17 protein-coding genes and 1 tRNA gene are annotated in these 18148 nt (G+C 63.6%); 10 read left to right on the top strand and 8 right to left on the bottom strand.

Features of this window, described 5'->3' with window-relative positions; translation table 11 throughout:
* Positions 1–23: 23 nt before the first annotated feature.
* Entirely contained in the window at positions 24–1115 is a 1092-nt protein-coding gene (locus M2336_RS09980; RefSeq protein ID WP_264574986.1) for an AI-2E family transporter, read from the bottom strand.
* A gap of 107 nt (positions 1116–1222) precedes the next feature.
* On the bottom strand, positions 1223–2203 hold the full coding sequence (gene thyA / locus M2336_RS09975) for a thymidylate synthase (protein ID WP_264574798.1): 981 nt from the start codon (positions 2201–2203) through the stop codon (positions 1223–1225).
* Between the two features lie 194 nt (positions 2204–2397).
* On the opposite strand from thyA, the gene M2336_RS09970 reads away from it, so the two are divergent.
* Positions 2398–2474, top strand: a tRNA-Pro gene (locus M2336_RS09970).
* Positions 2475–2595: 121 nt separating this feature from the next.
* Here M2336_RS09970 and M2336_RS09965 read toward each other — a convergent pair.
* Both M2336_RS09965 and M2336_RS09960 read right to left on the bottom strand, forming a co-directional pair.
* The gene (locus M2336_RS09965; protein ID WP_181559163.1) at positions 2596–2769 is read right to left on the bottom strand and encodes a hypothetical protein; all 174 of its coding nucleotides are present in this window, start codon (positions 2767–2769) and stop codon (positions 2596–2598) included.
* A 167-nt stretch (positions 2770–2936) separates the two neighbouring features.
* On the bottom strand, positions 2937–3143 hold the full coding sequence (locus M2336_RS09960) for a cold-shock protein (protein WP_181559162.1): 207 nt from the start codon (positions 3141–3143) through the stop codon (positions 2937–2939).
* A gap of 314 nt (positions 3144–3457) precedes the next feature.
* On the opposite strand from M2336_RS09960, the gene M2336_RS09955 reads away from it, so the two are divergent.
* Together M2336_RS09955 and M2336_RS09950 are read left to right on the top strand one after the other, a co-directional pair.
* Positions 3458–3979: an Lrp/AsnC family transcriptional regulator gene (locus tag M2336_RS09955; RefSeq protein ID WP_264592949.1), complete on the top strand. Its 522-nt coding sequence runs from the start codon at positions 3458–3460 to the stop codon at positions 3977–3979.
* A gap of 138 nt (positions 3980–4117) precedes the next feature.
* A complete protein-coding gene (locus tag M2336_RS09950; protein ID WP_264574796.1) occupies positions 4118–4849 on the top strand; it encodes an HD domain-containing protein in 732 nt (243 codons plus the stop codon).
* Positions 4850–5099: 250 nt separating this feature from the next.
* Here the strand turns inward: M2336_RS09950 and M2336_RS09945 are convergent, their stop codons facing one another.
* Complete coding sequence (locus tag M2336_RS09945; protein ID WP_264592948.1) at positions 5100–7487, bottom strand: TonB-dependent receptor; 2388 nt, start codon at positions 7485–7487, stop codon at positions 5100–5102.
* A gap of 386 nt (positions 7488–7873) precedes the next feature.
* Here M2336_RS09945 and M2336_RS09940 point away from each other — a divergent pair, with 386 nt between their 5' ends.
* Positions 7874–8959 carry a TauD/TfdA family dioxygenase gene (locus M2336_RS09940; RefSeq protein WP_264592947.1) on the top strand — a complete coding sequence of 362 codons (1086 nt, stop codon included), beginning with the start codon at positions 7874–7876 and terminating at the stop codon, positions 8957–8959.
* 83 nt (positions 8960–9042) lie between these two features.
* Here M2336_RS09940 and M2336_RS09935 read toward each other — a convergent pair whose 3' ends face one another.
* From M2336_RS09935 to M2336_RS09925, 3 genes are read right to left on the bottom strand one after another with little or no spacing between them, the layout of a single operon-like run.
* The gene (locus M2336_RS09935) at positions 9043–9642 is read right to left on the bottom strand and encodes a nitroreductase family protein (RefSeq protein WP_264592946.1); all 600 of its coding nucleotides are present in this window, start codon (positions 9640–9642) and stop codon (positions 9043–9045) included.
* Between the two features lie 20 nt (positions 9643–9662).
* A complete protein-coding gene (locus M2336_RS09930) occupies positions 9663–10322 on the bottom strand; it encodes a cysteine hydrolase family protein (protein WP_264574792.1) in 660 nt (219 codons plus the stop codon).
* Positions 10315–11169: an oxidoreductase gene (locus M2336_RS09925; RefSeq protein WP_264574791.1), complete on the bottom strand. Its 855-nt coding sequence runs from the start codon at positions 11167–11169 to the stop codon at positions 10315–10317. The genes M2336_RS09930 and M2336_RS09925 overlap by 8 nt, the downstream gene beginning before the upstream one ends.
* 168 nt (positions 11170–11337) lie before the next feature.
* Between M2336_RS09925 and M2336_RS09920 the strand changes: the two genes are divergently transcribed.
* The 6 genes from M2336_RS09920 to M2336_RS09895 all read left to right on the top strand — a co-directional run bounded on the left by M2336_RS09920 (position 11338) and on the right by M2336_RS09895 (position 18147).
* Positions 11338–12276 carry a ribokinase gene (locus M2336_RS09920; protein WP_264574790.1) on the top strand — a complete coding sequence of 313 codons (939 nt, stop codon included), beginning with the start codon at positions 11338–11340 and terminating at the stop codon, positions 12274–12276.
* A 75-nt stretch (positions 12277–12351) separates the two neighbouring features.
* Entirely contained in the window at positions 12352–13470 is a 1119-nt protein-coding gene (locus tag M2336_RS09915; RefSeq protein WP_181559154.1) for an LLM class flavin-dependent oxidoreductase, read from the top strand.
* Positions 13463–14119: a cysteine hydrolase family protein gene (locus M2336_RS09910; protein ID WP_264574789.1), complete on the top strand. Its 657-nt coding sequence runs from the start codon at positions 13463–13465 to the stop codon at positions 14117–14119. The genes M2336_RS09915 and M2336_RS09910 overlap by 8 nt, the downstream gene beginning before the upstream one ends.
* Positions 14116–15405, top strand: a complete 1290-nt coding sequence (locus M2336_RS09905) for an MFS transporter (protein ID WP_264592945.1) — start codon at positions 14116–14118, stop codon at positions 15403–15405. The genes M2336_RS09910 and M2336_RS09905 overlap by 4 nt, the downstream gene beginning before the upstream one ends.
* Before the next feature lie 104 nt (positions 15406–15509).
* Positions 15510–16745: a CynX/NimT family MFS transporter gene (locus M2336_RS09900; RefSeq protein WP_264574787.1), complete on the top strand. Its 1236-nt coding sequence runs from the start codon at positions 15510–15512 to the stop codon at positions 16743–16745.
* A 1-nt stretch (position 16746) separates the two neighbouring features.
* Positions 16747–18147, top strand: coding sequence for a peptidase M20 (locus tag M2336_RS09895; protein WP_264574786.1), 1401 nt, complete (start codon positions 16747–16749; stop codon positions 18145–18147).
* The last annotated feature ends 1 nt before the right edge of the window (position 18148 follow it).

Below are 18148 nucleotides of genomic sequence, written 5' to 3'. Positions count from 1 at the left end.
CCCTGTCAACACGCTTCGCGCGATCAATTGCGATATTCTTCCTGCGGGTCCGATGGCACGCTGGTGAGCGTTCCGGACTCGAACAGGAAACCGGCGATATCCGGCTTACCGGCTGCCGCCAGCACCGTCTGGATGATGATCAGCAGCGGCACCGCCAGCAACGCGCCTGCGGTGCCCCATACCCAGGTCCAGAAGCTCAGCGAGACGAGAATCATCAGCGGACTGAGCTTCAGGCGCTCGCCGAGCACCAGCGGCGTCACGACATTTGCCTCTATGAGATGCAGCCCGGTCATGATGATCGCCGGCATCAGCGCCCAACCAACCGTGGAAAAGGTCATCAGCCCGCCCATCGCCAGCAGGATCGCCGCCACGAAGGGGCCGAAATAGGGAATGAAGTTGAGCAACGCGACGAATCCGCCCCACATGAACGGCGTGGGCATCCCGAACAGGCTGAGCGCGACGGCGACGGTGAATCCGAGCAGCACGTTGATGAGCGCGATGGTGAGCACATAACGCGACGTGGCATCGACGACGTTCTGGATCACCCGGGCAATGGTCAGCGCGCCCGAGAAGCTGCCCCGCCCCTGAATCGTCCGCCGGCGCATGCGCGTCCAGCCGGAGAGGAAGAAGAAGATCACCAGCAGCCCGAACACGACATTGATGACCACACTCGGCGCGGCGGTGGTCAGCATGTCCAGTAGCGAGCCGGGGCGCGGCACCTCGCCGGGCACCGTCGGCGCCCTGCGGGTTTCCGTGACCAGCTTGAGCAGCCCGTCGATGAAACCTTGCGCCTCTGTATAGAGCCGAATGACCGGCTCCAGCGTCGTCTTGATCTGGCCGATCCGCTCGGGAAGCTGAGCGATCCAGTCGACCGCCGGCACCACGATGAGCACCAGCGCGGCATTCACAGCGAACAGGAAGGACACGAGCGCGATCAGCGCGGCCAGCGGCGACGGGATTCGCCGCCGCTCGAGCCACTCGAGGAAGGGCACGAGGCAGATTGCGATCACCAGCGCGACCGTGAGGGGAAGAAAGAAAGCACCACCAGCCCGAAGCACGAACGGCAGGGCCAGCAACACGCCCAGCCCCGCGAACAACGCGATCGAGGCAACCAGCCGGTTGCGCTCCCAGGTACTGCGATCAAAGCGCTCCGCGGAGGGCTGATCGCCCGCGCCGTGCTCTGTGGCCAGATTTTGCTCGTCCAGCGGCACCGACAAGCCCCTTAAACCGCGACCGGGGCAGCGATGCCGCGTTGCGGCGCATAGTCCTCGACCACGAAGTCCTCGATGTGATGCGCGAAGATCGTGTCCGGTCTGCGCAGGATTTTCAGCTTGGGCGAGCCGGACGGCGTCCGCGACAGCTGCTCTTCCACCAGATCGGCGTGATTGAGATAGAGATGGACGTCCCCGCCCTGCCAGACGATCTCGCCGGCCTCCAGATCGCACTGCAGCGCCAGCATCCTCGTCAGCAGCGCCAGCCCGAAGATGTTGAAGGAAAAGCCGAGGCCCAGATCGCAACTGCGCTGGAACAAAAGCCCGTTGAGGCGCCCGTTCGCGACATGGAACTGGTAGGTCATATGGCAGGGCGGCAGCGCCATGCCCTCCAGCTCATCGACATTCCAGCCAGTGAAGAGCAGCCTGCGCGAGCCGGGATTGTTGCGGATGGCATCGATCAGCGTCGCGATCTGGTTATGCCCGGTCGCCGCGCGGCGATAGAGCCCCTCCCCGGCCTCCGGCGCCGGCTCGAAATGCGGCCAGTTGACCCACTGCCGGCCATAGACGGGGCCAAGATCGCCCCATGCCTGCGCGAAGCCATCATCTGCCAGAATGCGCGCCTCGAAATCCTCCATGGAGATCATGTCGCCGGTTTCGCGCCGGTAGCGATCCAGCGGCCAGTCGGTCCAGATGTGGACGCCTTGCGCCACCAGAGGGCGGATGCTGGTATCCCCGGAGAGAAACCACAGCATCTCCCGCGCGGCGACCTTCCAGTAGACGCGCTTGGTCGTCAGCAGAGGCACCGCGTCATGGCCGAGCGAGAATCGCATCGTCGCCCCGAAAATCGACCGCGTGCCCACGCCGGTGCGGTCCACCCGTTCATCGCCCGCATTCCAGATATGCCGCATCAGATCGAGATATTGCTGCTCATAATGCGGCGAAGCGCTCGTTGGCGGCGCAGACTCGGCGAGGGAGGCAGATGAAAGCATGGATCGAGCTTAACCGCGCCGCCGCGCGAGCGCCAGCACATGCCATCTGCCGCCCTGATAAGCGCGACCAAACGATCCCGCAGCCAAGGGTTACCGCGCTGTTTGACGATTTCTCGATGCAGCGCTTGCCAGCACGCAAACCCCTGACTATAGGGCAGCGCCTGTCTTGCCGGCGCTTCAAGCGTCGGCCCGGTCGGGGAGTAGCTCAGCCTGGTAGAGCACTGTCTTCGGGAGGCAGGGGCCGGAGGTTCGAATCCTCTCTCCCCGACCATTTAATTGCGCCATCGCGCCTGAGATTAATCAGGCGGCGGACACAATCACATAGCGAAAATCAACACGAAAAGCGGCGTGACCCGAAAACCACGCCGTTTTGATAGAGAAGTCCGATCCGCTTAAGCGGCGGCCTGACGCTTCTTGCGCTCGATCTCGATAAGTCGGTCCGCCATCTGCTGCCAGGCGGCCTCTGCCCGCAGGCAGCGCTCGCGGACATTGGCCAGATCGGCCTTGCTGGCGGCATCGGCACTTTCCGCCGCGCGGGCGAGATAGAAATCACTGGTCGCTGACATTGCACGCTCCTTGCCGGCTGTGCGCGGGGGCCGCGGCGGCCCCAGCGTGAACTCTGATGGGAAGATTGGCGTTTTACCGTCTCCCCTGCCCCGCCCGGAAATCCTTGCGAGAAATCCTTGCGAGGCACACCCCCGACTGGACGAGCCAGCCAGGGAGAGCGTGCTGCTCAGGCTTCTTCGAGCTGCGTTGCCGAGGCCCGACCGCGCTGGTCGGTCGTGATCTCGAACTTCACGCGCTGATTCTTGTCGAGCGTGTGCATACCGGCCTGCTCGACCGCGCTGATATGGACGAAGCTGTCTTCACCGCCATCGTCGGGTGCGATAAAGCCATAGCCTTTGTCGGCGTTGAAGAATTTGACTGTGCCAATGGGCATGGGATCATTCCTTTTACATAAGAAACCCACCGAAACGCGCGTCCCGGTGGCGCTGGCCGAAGTATCAAAGGAAGAATCCGCTGCAATGGCATCAAAATCCGTCGAGGTGCGACGTTAGCGGATATTAGATGGTCCCGATTGCCCGAAATGTCAATATTTTGGCATTTTTGTTTGATAACTTTGTCTATTTTATCGTCATATTTCCGTTCAAACCGCGCGGAGCGCCAATTCGACTTTGCCAATCGAGCGCGGCCACCTCATGCCAGCCATGTTCACGCCAGCGAAGCGATGATAGGTCGGGGCGACTACTCATCATGGCGAGCGAACGGCACCAGCGCATGACGGATCTTTCCCGCACCGACCTGAAGCTTCTCCACGAACTGCAGCAGGACGGCCGCATCACCAATCTGGCCCTCGCCGAGCGCGTCGGCATGTCGCCCAGCCCGTGCCTGCGCCATGTGCGGCGGCTGGAGGAAGAGGGCATCATCACCGGCTATACGGCGATCGTCGATCGCAAGCGGGTGGGCCTTGGCATCCTTGCCTATGTAGAGGTGAAAGTGCCCCAGACGCCCAGCGGCGCTACCAAGGGCTCCTCTGGCTCCTCCATCATCGAACAGTTCAAGGAGGCCGTGCTGAACGAGCCGGCGATCGTGGGTTGCGTCATCACGGCCGGGCAGTTCGATTTCCTGTTGAAAGTGCTGGCGCCGGATATGGATGCCTATGCCGAACTGGCCCAGCGCGTGCTGCTCAAGCTGCCGGGCGTCCGCGACATGCGCACCACCTTTGCGCTAGACGTCGTCAAGGACAGCACGAAGCTGCCGCTCAATACGGCGTAATCGACCGCGCTTGGCGCCGGTACCGTCCATATTCACCTAATAATCTGCAAATTTCGGTGCATTAAGATCATTCATGCCCGCATGAAGGTGATAATCGTTCCTTATGAGCGCTACCGCGATTGACTATGGAGAGACCTGATGTGCGATGACCATCCCTGGCCCCAGGAAGGCCGCACCCGCATGATCGTGCCTGCCCCGGTGGGCAGGATCGGCACCGGCATGCCTGACCCGGAGCCGGACCTCATCCGCCAGATGGATGAGAATCACGTCTTCATGATGGGCGACAACCCGGCGCTGCCGCGTATGCCGAAACAGCCAAAACTGATGGATTTCTTCAAATATCGGTTCAACGATATTGCCATCCGCCATCTGCTGACCAGCGCCAAGCGCGCGCTGGACGATGGGCAGGAAGAGAAGATCGTCCTTGCCTGCTTGCTGCACGATATTTCCAACGGATGCTTCGTGCGCGCCGACCATGGCTATTGGGGCGCACAGATGATCGCGCCTTATGTCTCCGAAGAGATCGCCTGGGCCGTGCAATATCACCAGCCGCTCCGCTATTTTGCGGATGAGTCGGTGGGATATGAATATCCGGAGAGCTATGATCGCTTCTTCGGGCCGGACTATGTTCCGCCCGAATATATCCAGCGCGATGCCGAATATGCCCGCAACCACAAATGGTACATGAGCTCGCGGCTGGTCACGATCTACGATTATTACTTCTTCGACCAGTCTCCGCCGGTCGACCCCGAAGAGTTCACCGACATCATCGGGCGGCACTTCCGGGAGCCAGAAGAAGGCCTGGGCTTCGATCGCTCACCCACCGCGCACATGTGGCGCACGATGATCTGGCCGAATAACTTCCTTTGATCGGTGCGCAGAGCGCCCACCGTTCATGCTGAGTAGGGTCTGAGGTGCGCCGCAGGCGCGTATCGAAGAGCCGTATCGAAGCATCGCAGCGCACGGAGCAGGCCTTCGATACGCTGCTTCGACAGGCTCAGCAGCTACTCAGGACGAACGGAGGGCACGACCACACACCGCCAAACAGGAGCGGCGCCCTTCCCCGAGAGGAAGAGCGCCGCCGTGTCGGCCTGCCCTTATAAGGCAGTGCCAGTGGTGATCAGAAGTTGAAGCCGACCGAGAAGATCGCCTGCCGGGGCGCGATGTACGTCTCGAACCCTTGCGAGCTGCCATAAGGGTCGGAGAAGCGCGAGTTCACGCCGGTCGTATCGAACACATTGGTAACCGAAGCGCTGAAGTAAACCGGCGCATCGTCCAGCGCATATTTCACGAACAGGTTGACCGTGTCGTAGGACGGCGTCTTGTCGTAGAAATCGTCGTTGAACACGCGATAGAAGAACTGGCCGCGATAGAGATACTGTGCCCGCGCCGTGAGTTCGCCGGCCCCGAGCTGATCGGTGTAGGTGACCGCGATCGAGCCCTGGAACTTGGGCAGCTTGGGCACCCGGTTGCCGTTGATATTCTCGCGAGCCGCTTCACGCGCCAGCACGGCGGGGTAGAAGTTGCTCCAGAACAGCCAGTCGGGATAGCCCGCCGCCGTCTGCGCTTCGTCGGCCTTCACCGGATCGAGCGCGAGATAATCCTCGTCGAACTTGCCGCGCAGGAACGAGGCGGAGCCGTCGATCTTCAGCTTGCTGGTGACCGCCCAGGCCCCTTCCAGCTCCAGGCCGTAGATATGCGCGCCGGGGGCGTTGGCCGTGCCTTCGCCATACAGGATCGCATCCTCGTCGAGGAACTGCATGTTGCTGTAGTCATAATAGAAAGCGGAGGCGTTGAAGGTCAGCGCATTGTTGAAGAAGCGGTTCTTGGAACCGATCTCGAACGAATTGACCGTCTCGGGCTTGTAGGTCGGTTGAATACCGGTCGCAAAGCCCAGCGACGAGGAGCTGTTGCCGCCTGCAGCCGAACTGTTGATGCCGCCCGGTTTGAAGCCGCGGGTGAAGCTGGCGTAGAGCAGATTTTCCGGCGTGATCTTGAAGTCCAGCGCCACCTTGCCTGTCCATTCCGTCGTGCTCAGGCCGTCCGTCGGGGTCGGCTGGAGAAAGGCGCCGGACGTGTAGCTTGCGGTGTCGCTGTTGCTGGCTCCCTGACCGCTATATTTGTCGCTGTTGTAACGGATGCCTGCCGTGAGGCTGAACTGCGATGAGAAGTCGTAGGTGCCCTGCACATAGGCGGCCCAGGCTTCACGCTTGATCGACGAGAGCTCCGCATAAGTGAGATTGCCGACCAGCGGGTCGTTATAGGGTGTGGTAACCGGCAGGACGGGCGGAACGAGATTGTCGTCACTGCCGCGATATTCGAGAATATACTGGTCGTTGGTCGACTGCAGATACACCGCACCAGCGATCCACTGGAACGGCCCCTCGTGCGTGGAGGAGATATTGAACTCCTGCGTCCAGCTCTTGGTGTTGCTCTCCCACATGGCCACGTGGTCGTAGCGGGTGCCGCCGAAGGTAAGCGGGCTGTAGGTCAGTGCCTCGAAGAGGTCGGCCGTCAGGCCGTCCGCATCCCAGCTCTGCTCGCTGTGGACCTTCTGGTAGCTGGTGATCGACTTCACCGTCGCGAAGCCGGCATCGAAAGCAACCACACCGTAGTAAAGCTCTGTGTTCACCACCGACCGACCGGGATAATCCTGCGTGAGGCGCCGCGGATCGGTCTCGGGATCGAACACGTTCTTCTGCGCCGTGCCATGGGTGTTGCTGCGATACTGGATGGTGTTCAGGCTGACCGAGATGCTGTCGGTCGGCTCCCAGAGCAGGGCCGCCTTCCAGCCGGTTTCGTTGGCGTCATCCAGTTCATATTGGCCGAAGCCCACGACATCAGTCGCCACGGCATAACCGTCATGCTTCTGGTGCTGCCCGGCGACGCGCAGGGCGAGCGTATCGCCCAGCGGCACGTTCACGCCGGCATTCATCTTCAGCATGTTGTAGTTGCCGATGCCGATCTCGCCGTTCGCGCTGGATTCGCCCAGGACCGGCTGGCGGGACACGACGTTGATCGTGCCGCCCGTCGAGCCCTGACCGAAGGTCGTGCCCTGCGGGCCGCGCAGCACCTCGACCTGGGCCACGTCGATGAACGCCGCGTTGGCAGCAATGGAGTTGAAGATGTAGACGCCATCGACATGATAGGAGACGCCAGGCTGCGTGTTGGTGTTCTCCGGCGTTTCCGATCCGATGCCACGGATGGTGATGATGCGCTCGGCGCCGCCGCTCTTGGCGACCACGAGGCCGGGCACCGAGCCGTTGAGGCCGGTCACATCAGTGACGTTGGCCATGCTCAGCGTCTCTGCGGTCACGGCGGACACCGAGAGGTTGGCGCGCTGCAGGCTCACATCCACCTTGGAGGCGGTGATGACGATCTCGTCGCCATCATGTGCGCTCGCGCTATCCGCAGGCGCTTCCTGCGCGAAACCTGCGCTGGTCATCAGCGCGGCCATCGCCGCACCCGCCATGAAATATCCGTATGTCTTTCCTAGTCTATCGCTCATTGTCGCGGTCCCCTTCTCGGCCTGACCTCGCGGCTCCTCTCCGGCGATTGTTCCGGCCCCGGTTTTCCCTGAGTGCCGCTGAGCCTGCATTGAGCCAGTTTTGGGGAACTTAATCTTGAGGCGGGGCGCAGAACTTGTTGATGCAAATGCGCCATGCTGCATTGCAACACGGTCCGGGCGGGCGCTCGACCTGCGCGCCCTATATAAGAAGCATCACCACCGGCTGGTCGGCGCGAACGCTGGCGGTGCGCCCACGCCCGCATTTGATTCGCGCACCGGACACTAATTTTGCATGTGCTGCCAAGACGGGAAGAAAGGGACGCTTTAGTCAGGCAGGATCAGATCCAGACGACGATAATGGCCTTGCAAGAGGAGCCGCGCTGACCATGTCCACGACGACGACCATAGCCCTGGAACCGGTACGGACCGACGCCGCCTGGCGCGGCGATACGCTGTCCCAATCTCAGGATTGGATCTACCGGCTCTCGGAGGATCAGGTTGCGGAACTGGAAACGCTGGGCACCCGGTTCGTAGAGGCCAATCCTGACCTGCGTTTCGTCTCCAAGCAGGATTATCCGCTGGTTGCCTGCGCCGACGCTGCCGCCGAATGGGGTCGCGATGTCGATTACGGCCGGGGCTTCGTGCTGGTGCGCGGCCTGCGCACCCATCTCTACTCGGACGCGCTCTCGGCGGCGATCTACTATATTCTGGGCCTGCACATGGGCGACCCCATCCGCCAGAACGAAATGGGCGACCTGATCGACCATGTCTATGCGACCTCCGACAAGACCATGGACGATCCCACCGCCCTCTCCTCCAAGGTGCGGGACAAGCTCGTCTACCACTCGGACAGCTCGGATATCGTGGCGCTGATGTGCCTGCGCCCAGCCAAGGAAGGCGGCGCATCCTGTCTCGTCTCGGGCGCGCAGATCTACAATGAGATCCTCGCCCGCCGGCCCGATCTGGCGCCCCTGCTGCTCGAGCCGTTCCACTGGGACTGGCGCCGGCAGGACCATAATGCGCCCGCCAACACCTACACCTCGCCCATCATCAGCATGGAAGAGGGCGTGTTCAGCATGTATGCGGGGTCGCTCTACATCCTCACCGCGCAGGATTATCCCGAGGCGCCACGCCTGACGCCCGAGCAGATCGAAGTGCTCAAGCTGTTCGACGACATCACTTATGAGCCGGGCATGGCCATCGAGATGGATTTCCGCCCCGGCGACATCCAGTGGCTGTCCAACTATGCCGCGCTGCACGCGCGGACATCGTTCAACGATTTCCCGGAACCGCAACGCCGCCGCCACCTGCTTCGCCTGTGGCTGCACCGGGATTCGGGACGGCCTGTTGGCGAGAATTTCGGCAAGAACGGCGTCGTGCAGCACCGCGAAAAGCCGCGCGACGGCGGTGAGGAACATCCGGACGCACGATTCACAGTCGGCGCGATTTCCGTCCCCCGGCTGCTGTCCTGACCTGCCTGCTTCTCCTGGAAAAATGAAGAAACCCCGGAAAGCACTGCTTTCCGGGGTCTTTTATTGCCGACAGACGGGACCGATCAGGCCGCGGGAAAGCCCCCTGCAAAGGCGAAGTCGGCCACGGGCTTGCGGTCAGAGGGCTGCTCGCGCTCGCGCAGGCCTTCAGGCAAGGTCGATGCATCGCCAATGCGCCCCACCGCGATGGCCGCCTCGATGCGGAAATCGTCCGGCACGCTCAATTCAGTGCGAACCTTGTCGAAGTCGACCCCGGTCATGCCGTGCGTGTAAAGTCCGGCGAGGGTAGCCTGCATAGCGAGCATGCCCCATGCCGCGCCGGCATCGAAGGAATGGCTGTGCGAGGTGGATTTCGGCGTGCCGTCCGGGTTGCGCATCTGCGTGTCGGAGAGGATGATGATCAGCGCGCCGGCGCTTTCCGCCCAGCTCCGGTTGAAAGGAATCAGCAGATCGAGGAACCGCGTCCAGTCCGCGCCGTCGCGCACGGCGTACAGGAACCGCCAGGGCTGCGCATTGAACGCCGACGGCGCCCAGCGCGCGGCTTCGAACAACCGCAGCAACTCGCTTTCCGCCACCGCGCTGCCATCGAAGGCGCGTGGAGACCAGCGGCGGGTAAAGATGTCATCGATCTCGTGGTGGGTCGTCCTCGCGCCTGCTTCAGCCATATGTCAGCGTCTTCCTTGCTTTACAGCATGTTGATGATGGACGTGCTCTCGCGCACGTCCGCGAAATTGAGGCGCAGGTTGAGCAGCGCTGCGTTGTGCTCCTCATCCGTCACCGCGGCCATCGCGTCCAGCGCGGCAATGACCTTGTAGCCGCGCATATAGGCATCGCGCGCGGTACTTTCACAGCAAACATTGGTCAGCGTTCCGGCGATGACCAGCATCTCGATGCCCCGCTCGCGCAGCTGCGCCTCAAGCTGGCCAGCCGGGCAGGCGAAAGCGCTATAGCGATATTTGTCGAGCACCACATCGCCCGTCTCCACCGCCATAGCCGGATGCAGGCCATGCGCCGGGTGCCCGGGCGTCAGGGCCTCCATGGCGGCCTGCACATGAGGATCGGCCCGATCATATTGCCAGGGCGCCATGGCGAGCGGGGGATCGTCCGAGACACTCTGCCGGGTCCAGAGGATCGGGCAGCCGGCGGCCCGCATCGCTATGGCGAGCTGGTTGACCGCCGGGATGATGTCCATCCCGTACGGATTGCCGAACACCGCGCCTGGCGCCAGGAACGCCGTCTGCATGTCGATCACGACCAACGCAGTCCTCCCCGGCACGATCGCCGAAAAGCTGTTCAGATAGCGCCCGCGCTCGATGGCCCATGCCGGCAGGCGGCTGTCATGCATCGGCGCTTGCCATCTCCTCGGCCGGGTAGGCGATGGAGAGGGAATAGTCCTTCCAACGCTCCATCTCTGCGCGCAGCAGATCGGTCTGCCCTTCGGCATAATGCAGCGCATCCTCACCCAACAACAGGTGCATGGGCGGTTGTGGGGCGTCCAGCGCGGCGAGGATTGCGGCAGCGGCGCGGATCGGATCGCCCTTCTCCTTGCCGACGCCTTCCTTGAGCGACTGGCGGGCGAAATGGGCCGAGCCTTCATAGTCCGCGATGATCCGGTCGGCGAGACGCAGCGACCCGCCCGCGAAATTGGTGCGCAGGCCGCCCGGCGCGACGTTGGTGACCTTGATGCCGAGCGGGCCGACCTCCTGCGCCAGCGTCTGCCCGATGCACTCCAGCGCATATTTGCTCGCCCCGTAGATGGACGTACCCGCCCAGGGCGCCAGGCCACTGACGGAGGTGATGTTGACGATATGCCCCGCCTTCCGTGCGCGCATGGCGGGCAGCACCGACTGGATCATCGCAATCGCACCGAAGAGGTTGATGTCGAACAGCGCGCGCGCGTCATCCAGCGTGATTTCCTCGACGGCACCGATCAGCCCGTATCCGGCATTGTTCACCAGCCGGTCGACACTGCCCATGGTCTCCTCTGCGAGCGCCACGAGCGCGGCCGGCGCGACCGGGTCGCCGAAATCGAGGCCGTGCGCAAAGGAGCGCCCCGGCGCCAGCGCCGCGAAACGGGCGCACGCCTCGACACTGCGCGACGTGCCGAAAACCTGGTCGCCCCGGTCGAGCGCGGCCTGGGCCAGCGCTTCGCCGAGACCGCCGCCAATACCTGTGATCAGCCAGTTCACCATGCGTCATCTACCTTGTTGAGAGTTGCTGCGCCCTGTGTACGCCCGTGGCAGCGCAGCGCTTTGCAAGGCAGACCGCAATTGTTGTCAGGGAGCGCACGCCGGCGCGCGGCGCATTGTGACGGGGCGCCGATCATGGTTGGGAGCGAGGCAGTTCAGAAGGAGGCCGGCATGGCGGTGGTGGTAGCAGGATCGATCAATGTGGACCTGATCCAGTCCGTGGATGCCCTCCCCCGGCCCGGCGAAACGGTGCTTGCCTTGCAGTCCGAGCGCCTGCCCGGCGGCAAGGGCGCGAATCAGGCCGTCGCCGCAGCGCGCGCAGGGGCGCAGACGCGCATGATCGGTGCGGTCGGCGAAGACGAATCCGGCGTCTGGATGACTGAGCAGCTCTCCGCCGCCGGGGTCGACACGCGCGCAGTGATCGCTGTCGAAGGAGCGGCGACCGGCACCGCCTACATCACCGTCGACACGTCCGGCGAGAATCAGATCATCGTGGCGTCCGGCGCCAACGCCGCCTTGGCGCCCGCCATGGTCGATACCGTGGCAGACGCCGATATCCGCGTCGCTCAGCTGGAAGTACCAGTCGAAACCGTCGCGGCGTTCTTTGCCGCATCACCGGGAAAGCAGGCGGTGCGAGTCCTCAATGCGGCCCCTGCGGTTCTGGAAGCCAAACGCCTGTTCGCCTCGACGGACGTGCTGATCGTCAACCAGCATGAGCTGGCCGTCTATCTCGGCCAGCATGAAGAGCGAGCGACGCCGCAGGCCGCGCTGGCGGCCCGAGCGTTGATCAGCCGAGACGATCAGCTCGTCATCGTCACGCTCGGCGCATCCGGTTCGATAGCGGTGCGGGCAGGCAGCGCGGTGCATGTGCCGGCCTTTCCGGTCGTGCCGCGCGACGCGGTGGGCGCTGGCGACTGCTTTGTCGGCGCGCTGTGCGCCATGCTCGATCGCACCGGCGACGCTCGGCCAACGGACGAGGCCCTGCTGATCTTCGCCAATGCCGCGGCCGCCCTGTGCACGCAAAAGCCCGGCGCCGTGCCCGCCATGCCACTGCGGAGCGACGTGGAAGCCTTCATCGCCGCCCATCCGATCGAGGGCCGACCAATATAATATGCGCGAATGATCAAGAACGGATCGGTCGGCGCGATAAGGTGGGCGTGCCAATAAGGTCACGGGATTGAGATTATGAGCGAGATTACGCCGACGCCCTTCGGGTTGCCCTCCGACACAGGAGGAAAGGATTTGGGCGTGTTCCTTCCCATCGCCAACGGCGGATGGATCCTCTCGAAAAACAAGCCGCACATCGATGCGTCCTACAGCTACTGCCGCGATGCGGCGGTGCTGACGGAAAAGCACGGGCTGGATTTCGCGATGGCGATGGCCAAGTACCGCGGCTTCGGCGGCGAGACCGAGCATTGGGACTATCAGCTCGATTCCTACCTCACCATTGCCGGCGTGGCGGAAGCGACCAGCCGCGTGAAGGTGTGGGGCACGGTTCACACGCTCCTGCAGAATCCAGGCGTTGTCGCCAAGATGGTCGCCACGCTGGACCAGATCAGCGGGGGCCGCGCCGGCCTCAACATCGTCACCGGCTCCTATAAGGACGAGTTCGCACAGATGGGCGCGTGGCGCGACGATGTGAACCATGATGAGCGCTACGACCTCGCTTACGAATGGATCCAGGCGATCAAGGCGCTGTGGACCGGCGAAACCGTCACGAAAGAAGGCAAATATTTCTCGCTGGAGGATTGCCGCTCGCTGCCGACGCCCTCCACCCGCCCCTTCCTCGTCTGCGCCGGCACCTCCGGCAAGGGCATGCGCTTTTCGGCTGACGAGGTGGATGCGATCTTCCTTTCCGGCGGGACACCGGAAGAACTCAAGACCGCCAGCGAGAAGGCCAAGGCTGTCGCTGCCGACATCGGCAAGCCGATCCGCACCTATTCGATGATGACGCCCGTGTTCGGCGAGACCGATGCGGAAGCAGAAGCCTTTGCGCAATCCATCCGCGACGGCTTCGACGAAGGCGCGTTGCACGGCATGATGCGCGCTTATGGCTTCCTCGACAGCGAAATCGGCAAGGAAAACGACTTCACCCGCAAGAGCCGGGCTGGCTTCATGACCCCCCATGTCATCGGCACGCCCGAGACGGTGGTCGAGAAGCTCACCGAACTCTTCGAGGTTTCCGGCACGGACGGGCTGATGCTGATCTTCCCGGATTACATGAAGGACATCCCGATCTTCGGCGAGCGTGTCCTCCCGGTCCTGCGCGAGCGCTTCCCCGGCAAGGTTCCGGTCCATGCCTGACGCGGCGCTCGTGGACATTCCCCACGTCGCCGCCAGCGATCTGGCGGGGATGATCGCGCCCGAGCGCACCGCGCTCGTGCTGGTGGATATCCAGAACGACTGGGCCGCCCCCGAGGGCCTGCTCGGGCAGCATGGGGTGGATCTCTCCGCACCCCATGCTGCCATCGACAAGGCCGAGGAGCTAGTCGCCGCGGCGCGTGCGGCTGGCGTCACGCTCGCCTTCGTGCGGGTGGTGACGACGCCCGAAACCGATTCCGAGGCGCTCAAGACCTTCTACACGCGTCGCGGCGAACCCGGCGGACAGGTCATCTGCCGCAAGGGCTATGGTGCTGACTATTATCGGCTCTTGCCCGAGCCGGGCGATATCGAGGTCGAGAAGGTTCTCTACAATTGCTTCCACGGCACCGACTTTGAGGCCCAACTCACCGAGCGCGGTATCGACACGTTGCTGATTACGGGCCTGAGCACTGACTGCTGCGTTGACGCCGCAGCCCGCTCGGCCTTCCACCGCAATTTCAATGTGTTTGTCGTATCGGACGCCACTGCCGCCTATGAGCCCGGACTGCATGAAGCGACGCTCAAGGTGCTCAGCAAGAACTGCGCCCTGATGGTCACCACGCAAGCCGCCAAAACGGCCTGGACGCTATGACCCCGCCGCCGGCGATCGCCCTCGACGCCGCGAACGGCCCTCTCAGCGAAGCGCCCGCACTGAACAAAAGCAGGACCGGCGTGCTGATCGCCGCCACGGCGGGCAATGCGCTCGGCAAGACCGCCACGGTTCATGCGGTTTTCGGCACCTTCCTTGTGCCCCTCTCTCAGGAATTCGGCTGGGCACGATCGAGCATTTCGATGGTGCTGGCGATCCTAGCCGTCGTGAGCGCATGCATCTATCCGCTCGCCGGCCGCTATGCCGATCGGCACGGCACCCGCAACATGGTGCTGTTGGGCAATGTGCTGTTCGCCCTCGCCGTCGCCTGCCTCGCGCTCACGAACGGCAATCTGATGCTGTTCTACCTCAACTTTCTGGCCATCAGCCTGTTCGGCTCGCTGCCCGCCACCTCGGTCTTCTCGCGCCTGGTGGCGGAATGGTTCGACACCAATCGGGGCACCGCGCTTGGCGTGAGCGCAGGGCTCGGCAACGGCATTGGTTCGGTCTGCGTGCCGATCATGACCGCGCTGATCGTCTCCACAGCCGGCTGGCGCGCGGGCTATCTGGGGATCGGCGCACTGATCCTGTGCGTCGGCTTTCCGATCTTTTTCTTCCTGCTGCGCGATGCACCGCGCCCGGCAGCGCCGAGCAACCCATCGGAGACAGCCTCCCCCATCGTGGACGGCATGACCTTGCGTGAGGCCATCGGCACCGCGCCCTTCTGGCTGATGCTGGTCGCAATCGCAGCCGGTGGCGGCACCATGATCGCGGTGCTGAGCCATGTCGTGCCCATTCTGGCGGATCGTGGCTATGGCCTTGGCACCGGCACCGCCATCGTCAGCATTTTCGCGCTGACCGGCTCGCTCTGGCAGATCTTCACCGGACGCGTGCTCGACAAGAGCCGCGGCCCGCGCGTCGTCGTGCCGATGTATGCGCTCGCCATTCTCGGCCTACTGCTGCTCGAATTCTCACCCTTCGGCGCCCTGCTGCCCGTTGCAGGCCTGTGTCTTGGCATTGCGCTCGGCGCCCAGTTCGGCGCCCTGCCTTACTTCATCGCCCAATATTTCGGGCTACGCAGCTTTGGCGTCATCATTGGCGTTATGTATTCGGCCGTCATCGGCGCGCAGGGCATCACGCCGGTGCTGATGGACCTGAGCTACGACATGATCGGCCATTATCGCGCTGCGGTGGTCGTAGCTGTCGGCGTGATGGCCGTCGGCAGCCTGCTGCTTTTCCTGCTTCCGCCCTATGCCGCCAACACTGGATCGTCTGCTCCCGCCGAATGAGACGGGACGGCGGCCCGCCAAGCGAGAGGACGCCCCACGTCAAGACACCGGCACACCCAAACCGGCATCTTCCAGGCACTTACTCCAGATAGGCGAGTCGCTGCATGACCTATGAAGGACGGAAAAAATACCTGGCGCTGACGGCGTTCTGCCTGCTGTTTTTCATGCTCAACGCCTTCACCTTCAACGGGCTTGGCGTCGTGCTTCCCTATATGGTCGAGGAGATGGGCTGGCCCTGGGCCGTCGCTGGCCTTGGCTTCACCTTCCTGGGCGTGGCGTGCGGCTTGTCCAGCCTTGCACCCGCTATCTCGATCCGGCGCCTCGGCGTTTCCCGCACGATGATGATCGGCGGCGCGCTTCTCCTCATCGGCTTCACCTGCCTGGCCGTCACCAAAACGGCGATGGTCTACTTCATCGGCACGGCGTTTGCCGGCGTCGGCTTCTCGATGTGCGGGACCACGGGCGGCGTGAACGTCATTTCCCACTCCTTCGAGAAGCGCTCGACCGCCATGGGCGTGTACTTCACCGCCGGCGGCATGGGCGCGGTTGTCGGGCCGCTGATCGCGTTTTCAACGCAGGCGATCACCGGCGAATGGCGCCATTACTGGTGGACGGCCGCCATTGCTGCCGTGCTGCTTTCGATGTTCGCTGCCCTCGTCACCAGCGACCGGCCCGGTGATGCCGAGGTTGCGCCCAAGCCCCGGAAAGCCATGGCCACGGACGGCTGGACGGCACGGGCCGCGATGCGCACCGCGCAATATTACATCGTGGTCGGCGTCTACACCTCATTCCTGCTGATCAACACCACCGTTCACGGCTTTGCGGTGAAGCATCTGACCGAGACCGGCCTGACCATGGGTGCGGCCGCCACCGTGATGAGCGGCATTGCCCTCGTCAGCGCCGCCGGATCGATGATCGCCGGCATGGCGGGCGAAAAGATCGGCGCGCGCGAGCTCACCTTGCTCTCCATCACCTCCACCTCGCTCGGCGTGCTGGCGCTGATGATCGGCGGCAATCTGTTCGTCGTCTCGCTGGCCGTGATCGGACTGGGTGTGGGCTTCGGCTTCAGCTATGTCAGCACGGCGATGTTGATGCTCAACCTGTTCGGCAAGCGCGCCAATCTGGAGCTCTATTCCACGATGAGCCTGATCTCGACTGCAGCCGCCATCGGCCCGGCGCTGGGCGGCGTCATTCGCGACGAAACGGGCGGGTTCTCGCTTGTCTTCCTCGGCTGCGCCCTACTCGGCTTCATCTTCGTCGGAGCCCTGCTCTTGCTCCGCACCCCGGAGCTCCCCCAACAAGACACAGCGGAGGATGCCGAGCCCGCCTTGGCAGCATGACATGACCCAAGCCCAGCCCAAACCCGCTCCGATGTTCGCCAATCCTGCCACGGCCCCCTATCAGGTGACCGAAGCCGAGAAGGACGCTCTCGCCGCCGCCATCGATTCCGATGAGCTGGTCGCCCTCGCCCTTGAACTCGGCAACATTCCGAGCCGCTCGCGTGAGGAAGCCGCCGCCGCGCAATATGTCTATGACTGGATGGATCGCGAAGGCTTCCAGCCCCGCCGCGCCGGCGCCACGCCCGAGCGACCCAACATCATCGGCGAGTATGGCGGCTTGGGCACGGGCGCCAACCTGCTCTTCACCGCCCATCTCGATACGGAAAGCCCGAGCGGCGACCTCTCGCAGGACAAGTTCCGCTATCGCGAGAGCACCATGCGCGATCCGGAATGGACGCAGTGCTGGCTCGATGAGGATGGGCGCCTGCGCGGCTTCCCCATCTCCAACGATCGCGGGCCGATGGCCTGTTTCCTGATGGCGGCCAAGGCGCTCAAGAAGGCGGGCATCGGCCTTGCCGGCAAGACCTGGCTCACCGCCTGCCCCGGCGAGATCGGCCCCGAGCCAATCGAGGAATTCTCCGGTATCGATTATCTCGGCAAGGATATCGGCGCGCATTATCTGTTCCACCATGGCGGCGTCGCGCCTGATTATGCCATTGCCGCCGAAGGCACGGATTTCGGCCTGACCTGGCAGGGCTGCGGCTATGCCCTCTTCCGCGTACGCATCTTCGGCACGGGCATGTTCACGCCGATTCTGGGAACGCCGGAGACCGTCGCCCAGCACCTCAACCCCATCTACAAGCTCGGCCCGGTGATCGACGCGCTGCACCAGTGGGGCCGGCAGTGGGAAGCCCAGGGCGTGTTCGAGACGGCGGGTGGCCTCTCCCTCCCCAAGACGCAGATCGCGTCCGTGCGTGCTGGCGCGCCGACCGACTATGGCGCCGGCACCGAGGTGTGCGCCGTCTATGTGGAAGTGTGCCTCGCACCCGGGCAAAAGTCGGCGCAGGCCTATCACCAGATCGTCGCGGCGATGCGCACGCTCGATCTCGACAGCTTCGATGTCGAGCCAATGGTCGTCCGCCACGGTTTCGTTGCCGACGCGGACGAAGTCGCGCCACTCGCCGGCGCGGTGGATGCCGCTACGCGCCTCGCTCGGCAGGCGCCGGTGGAGCGCGCGCATCCTGTCTATTCCAGCATGTGGCGCGACCATAATGTGTTCAACATGCAGGGCATTCCCGCCATCACGACCGGCATGCCACGCTGGCGCCCGGCACCCGAGGATCTGCACTCCAGCGCTCTCATCTATGCACTGACCATGCTGGCCGTATGCGGACGCTCCGAGCACGCACCAAATTCTGCTGCGATTTCATCTGTTTACGGGGGCAGGGATGACCCATTCTGAA

The sequence above is a fragment of the Sphingobium sp. B1D7B genome, from assembly GCF_025961965.1.
Taxonomy (GTDB): domain Bacteria; phylum Pseudomonadota; class Alphaproteobacteria; order Sphingomonadales; family Sphingomonadaceae; genus Sphingobium.
This window is presented reverse-complemented; position numbering and strand designations above follow the sequence as displayed.

Coding starts and splice junctions, on each gene's coding strand:
- thyA (WP_264574798.1), bottom strand. CDS start 2,203: ATGCTTTCATCTGCCTCCCTCGCCGAGTCTGCGCCGCCAACGAGCGCT.
- M2336_RS09965 (WP_181559163.1), bottom strand. CDS start 2,769: ATGTCAGCGACCAGTGATTTCTATCTCGCCCGCGCGGCGGAAAGTGCC.
- M2336_RS09960 (WP_181559162.1), bottom strand. CDS start 3,143: ATGCCCATTGGCACAGTCAAATTCTTCAACGCCGACAAAGGCTATGGC.
- M2336_RS09955 (WP_264592949.1), top strand. CDS start 3,458: ATGGCGAGCGAACGGCACCAGCGCATGACGGATCTTTCCCGCACCGAC.
- M2336_RS09950 (WP_264574796.1), top strand. CDS start 4,118: ATGTGCGATGACCATCCCTGGCCCCAGGAAGGCCGCACCCGCATGATC.
- M2336_RS09945 (WP_264592948.1), bottom strand. CDS start 7,487: ATGAGCGATAGACTAGGAAAGACATACGGATATTTCATGGCGGGTGCG.
- M2336_RS09940 (WP_264592947.1), top strand. CDS start 7,874: ATGTCCACGACGACGACCATAGCCCTGGAACCGGTACGGACCGACGCC.
- M2336_RS09935 (WP_264592946.1), bottom strand. CDS start 9,642: ATGGCTGAAGCAGGCGCGAGGACGACCCACCACGAGATCGATGACATC.
- M2336_RS09930 (WP_264574792.1), bottom strand. CDS start 10,322: ATGCATGACAGCCGCCTGCCGGCATGGGCCATCGAGCGCGGGCGCTAT.
- M2336_RS09925 (WP_264574791.1), bottom strand. CDS start 11,169: ATGGTGAACTGGCTGATCACAGGTATTGGCGGCGGTCTCGGCGAAGCG.
- M2336_RS09920 (WP_264574790.1), top strand. CDS start 11,338: ATGGCGGTGGTGGTAGCAGGATCGATCAATGTGGACCTGATCCAGTCC.
- M2336_RS09915 (WP_181559154.1), top strand. CDS start 12,352: ATGAGCGAGATTACGCCGACGCCCTTCGGGTTGCCCTCCGACACAGGA.
- M2336_RS09910 (WP_264574789.1), top strand. CDS start 13,463: ATGCCTGACGCGGCGCTCGTGGACATTCCCCACGTCGCCGCCAGCGAT.
- M2336_RS09905 (WP_264592945.1), top strand. CDS start 14,116: ATGACCCCGCCGCCGGCGATCGCCCTCGACGCCGCGAACGGCCCTCTC.
- M2336_RS09900 (WP_264574787.1), top strand. CDS start 15,510: ATGACCTATGAAGGACGGAAAAAATACCTGGCGCTGACGGCGTTCTGC.
- M2336_RS09895 (WP_264574786.1), top strand. CDS start 16,747: ATGACCCAAGCCCAGCCCAAACCCGCTCCGATGTTCGCCAATCCTGCC.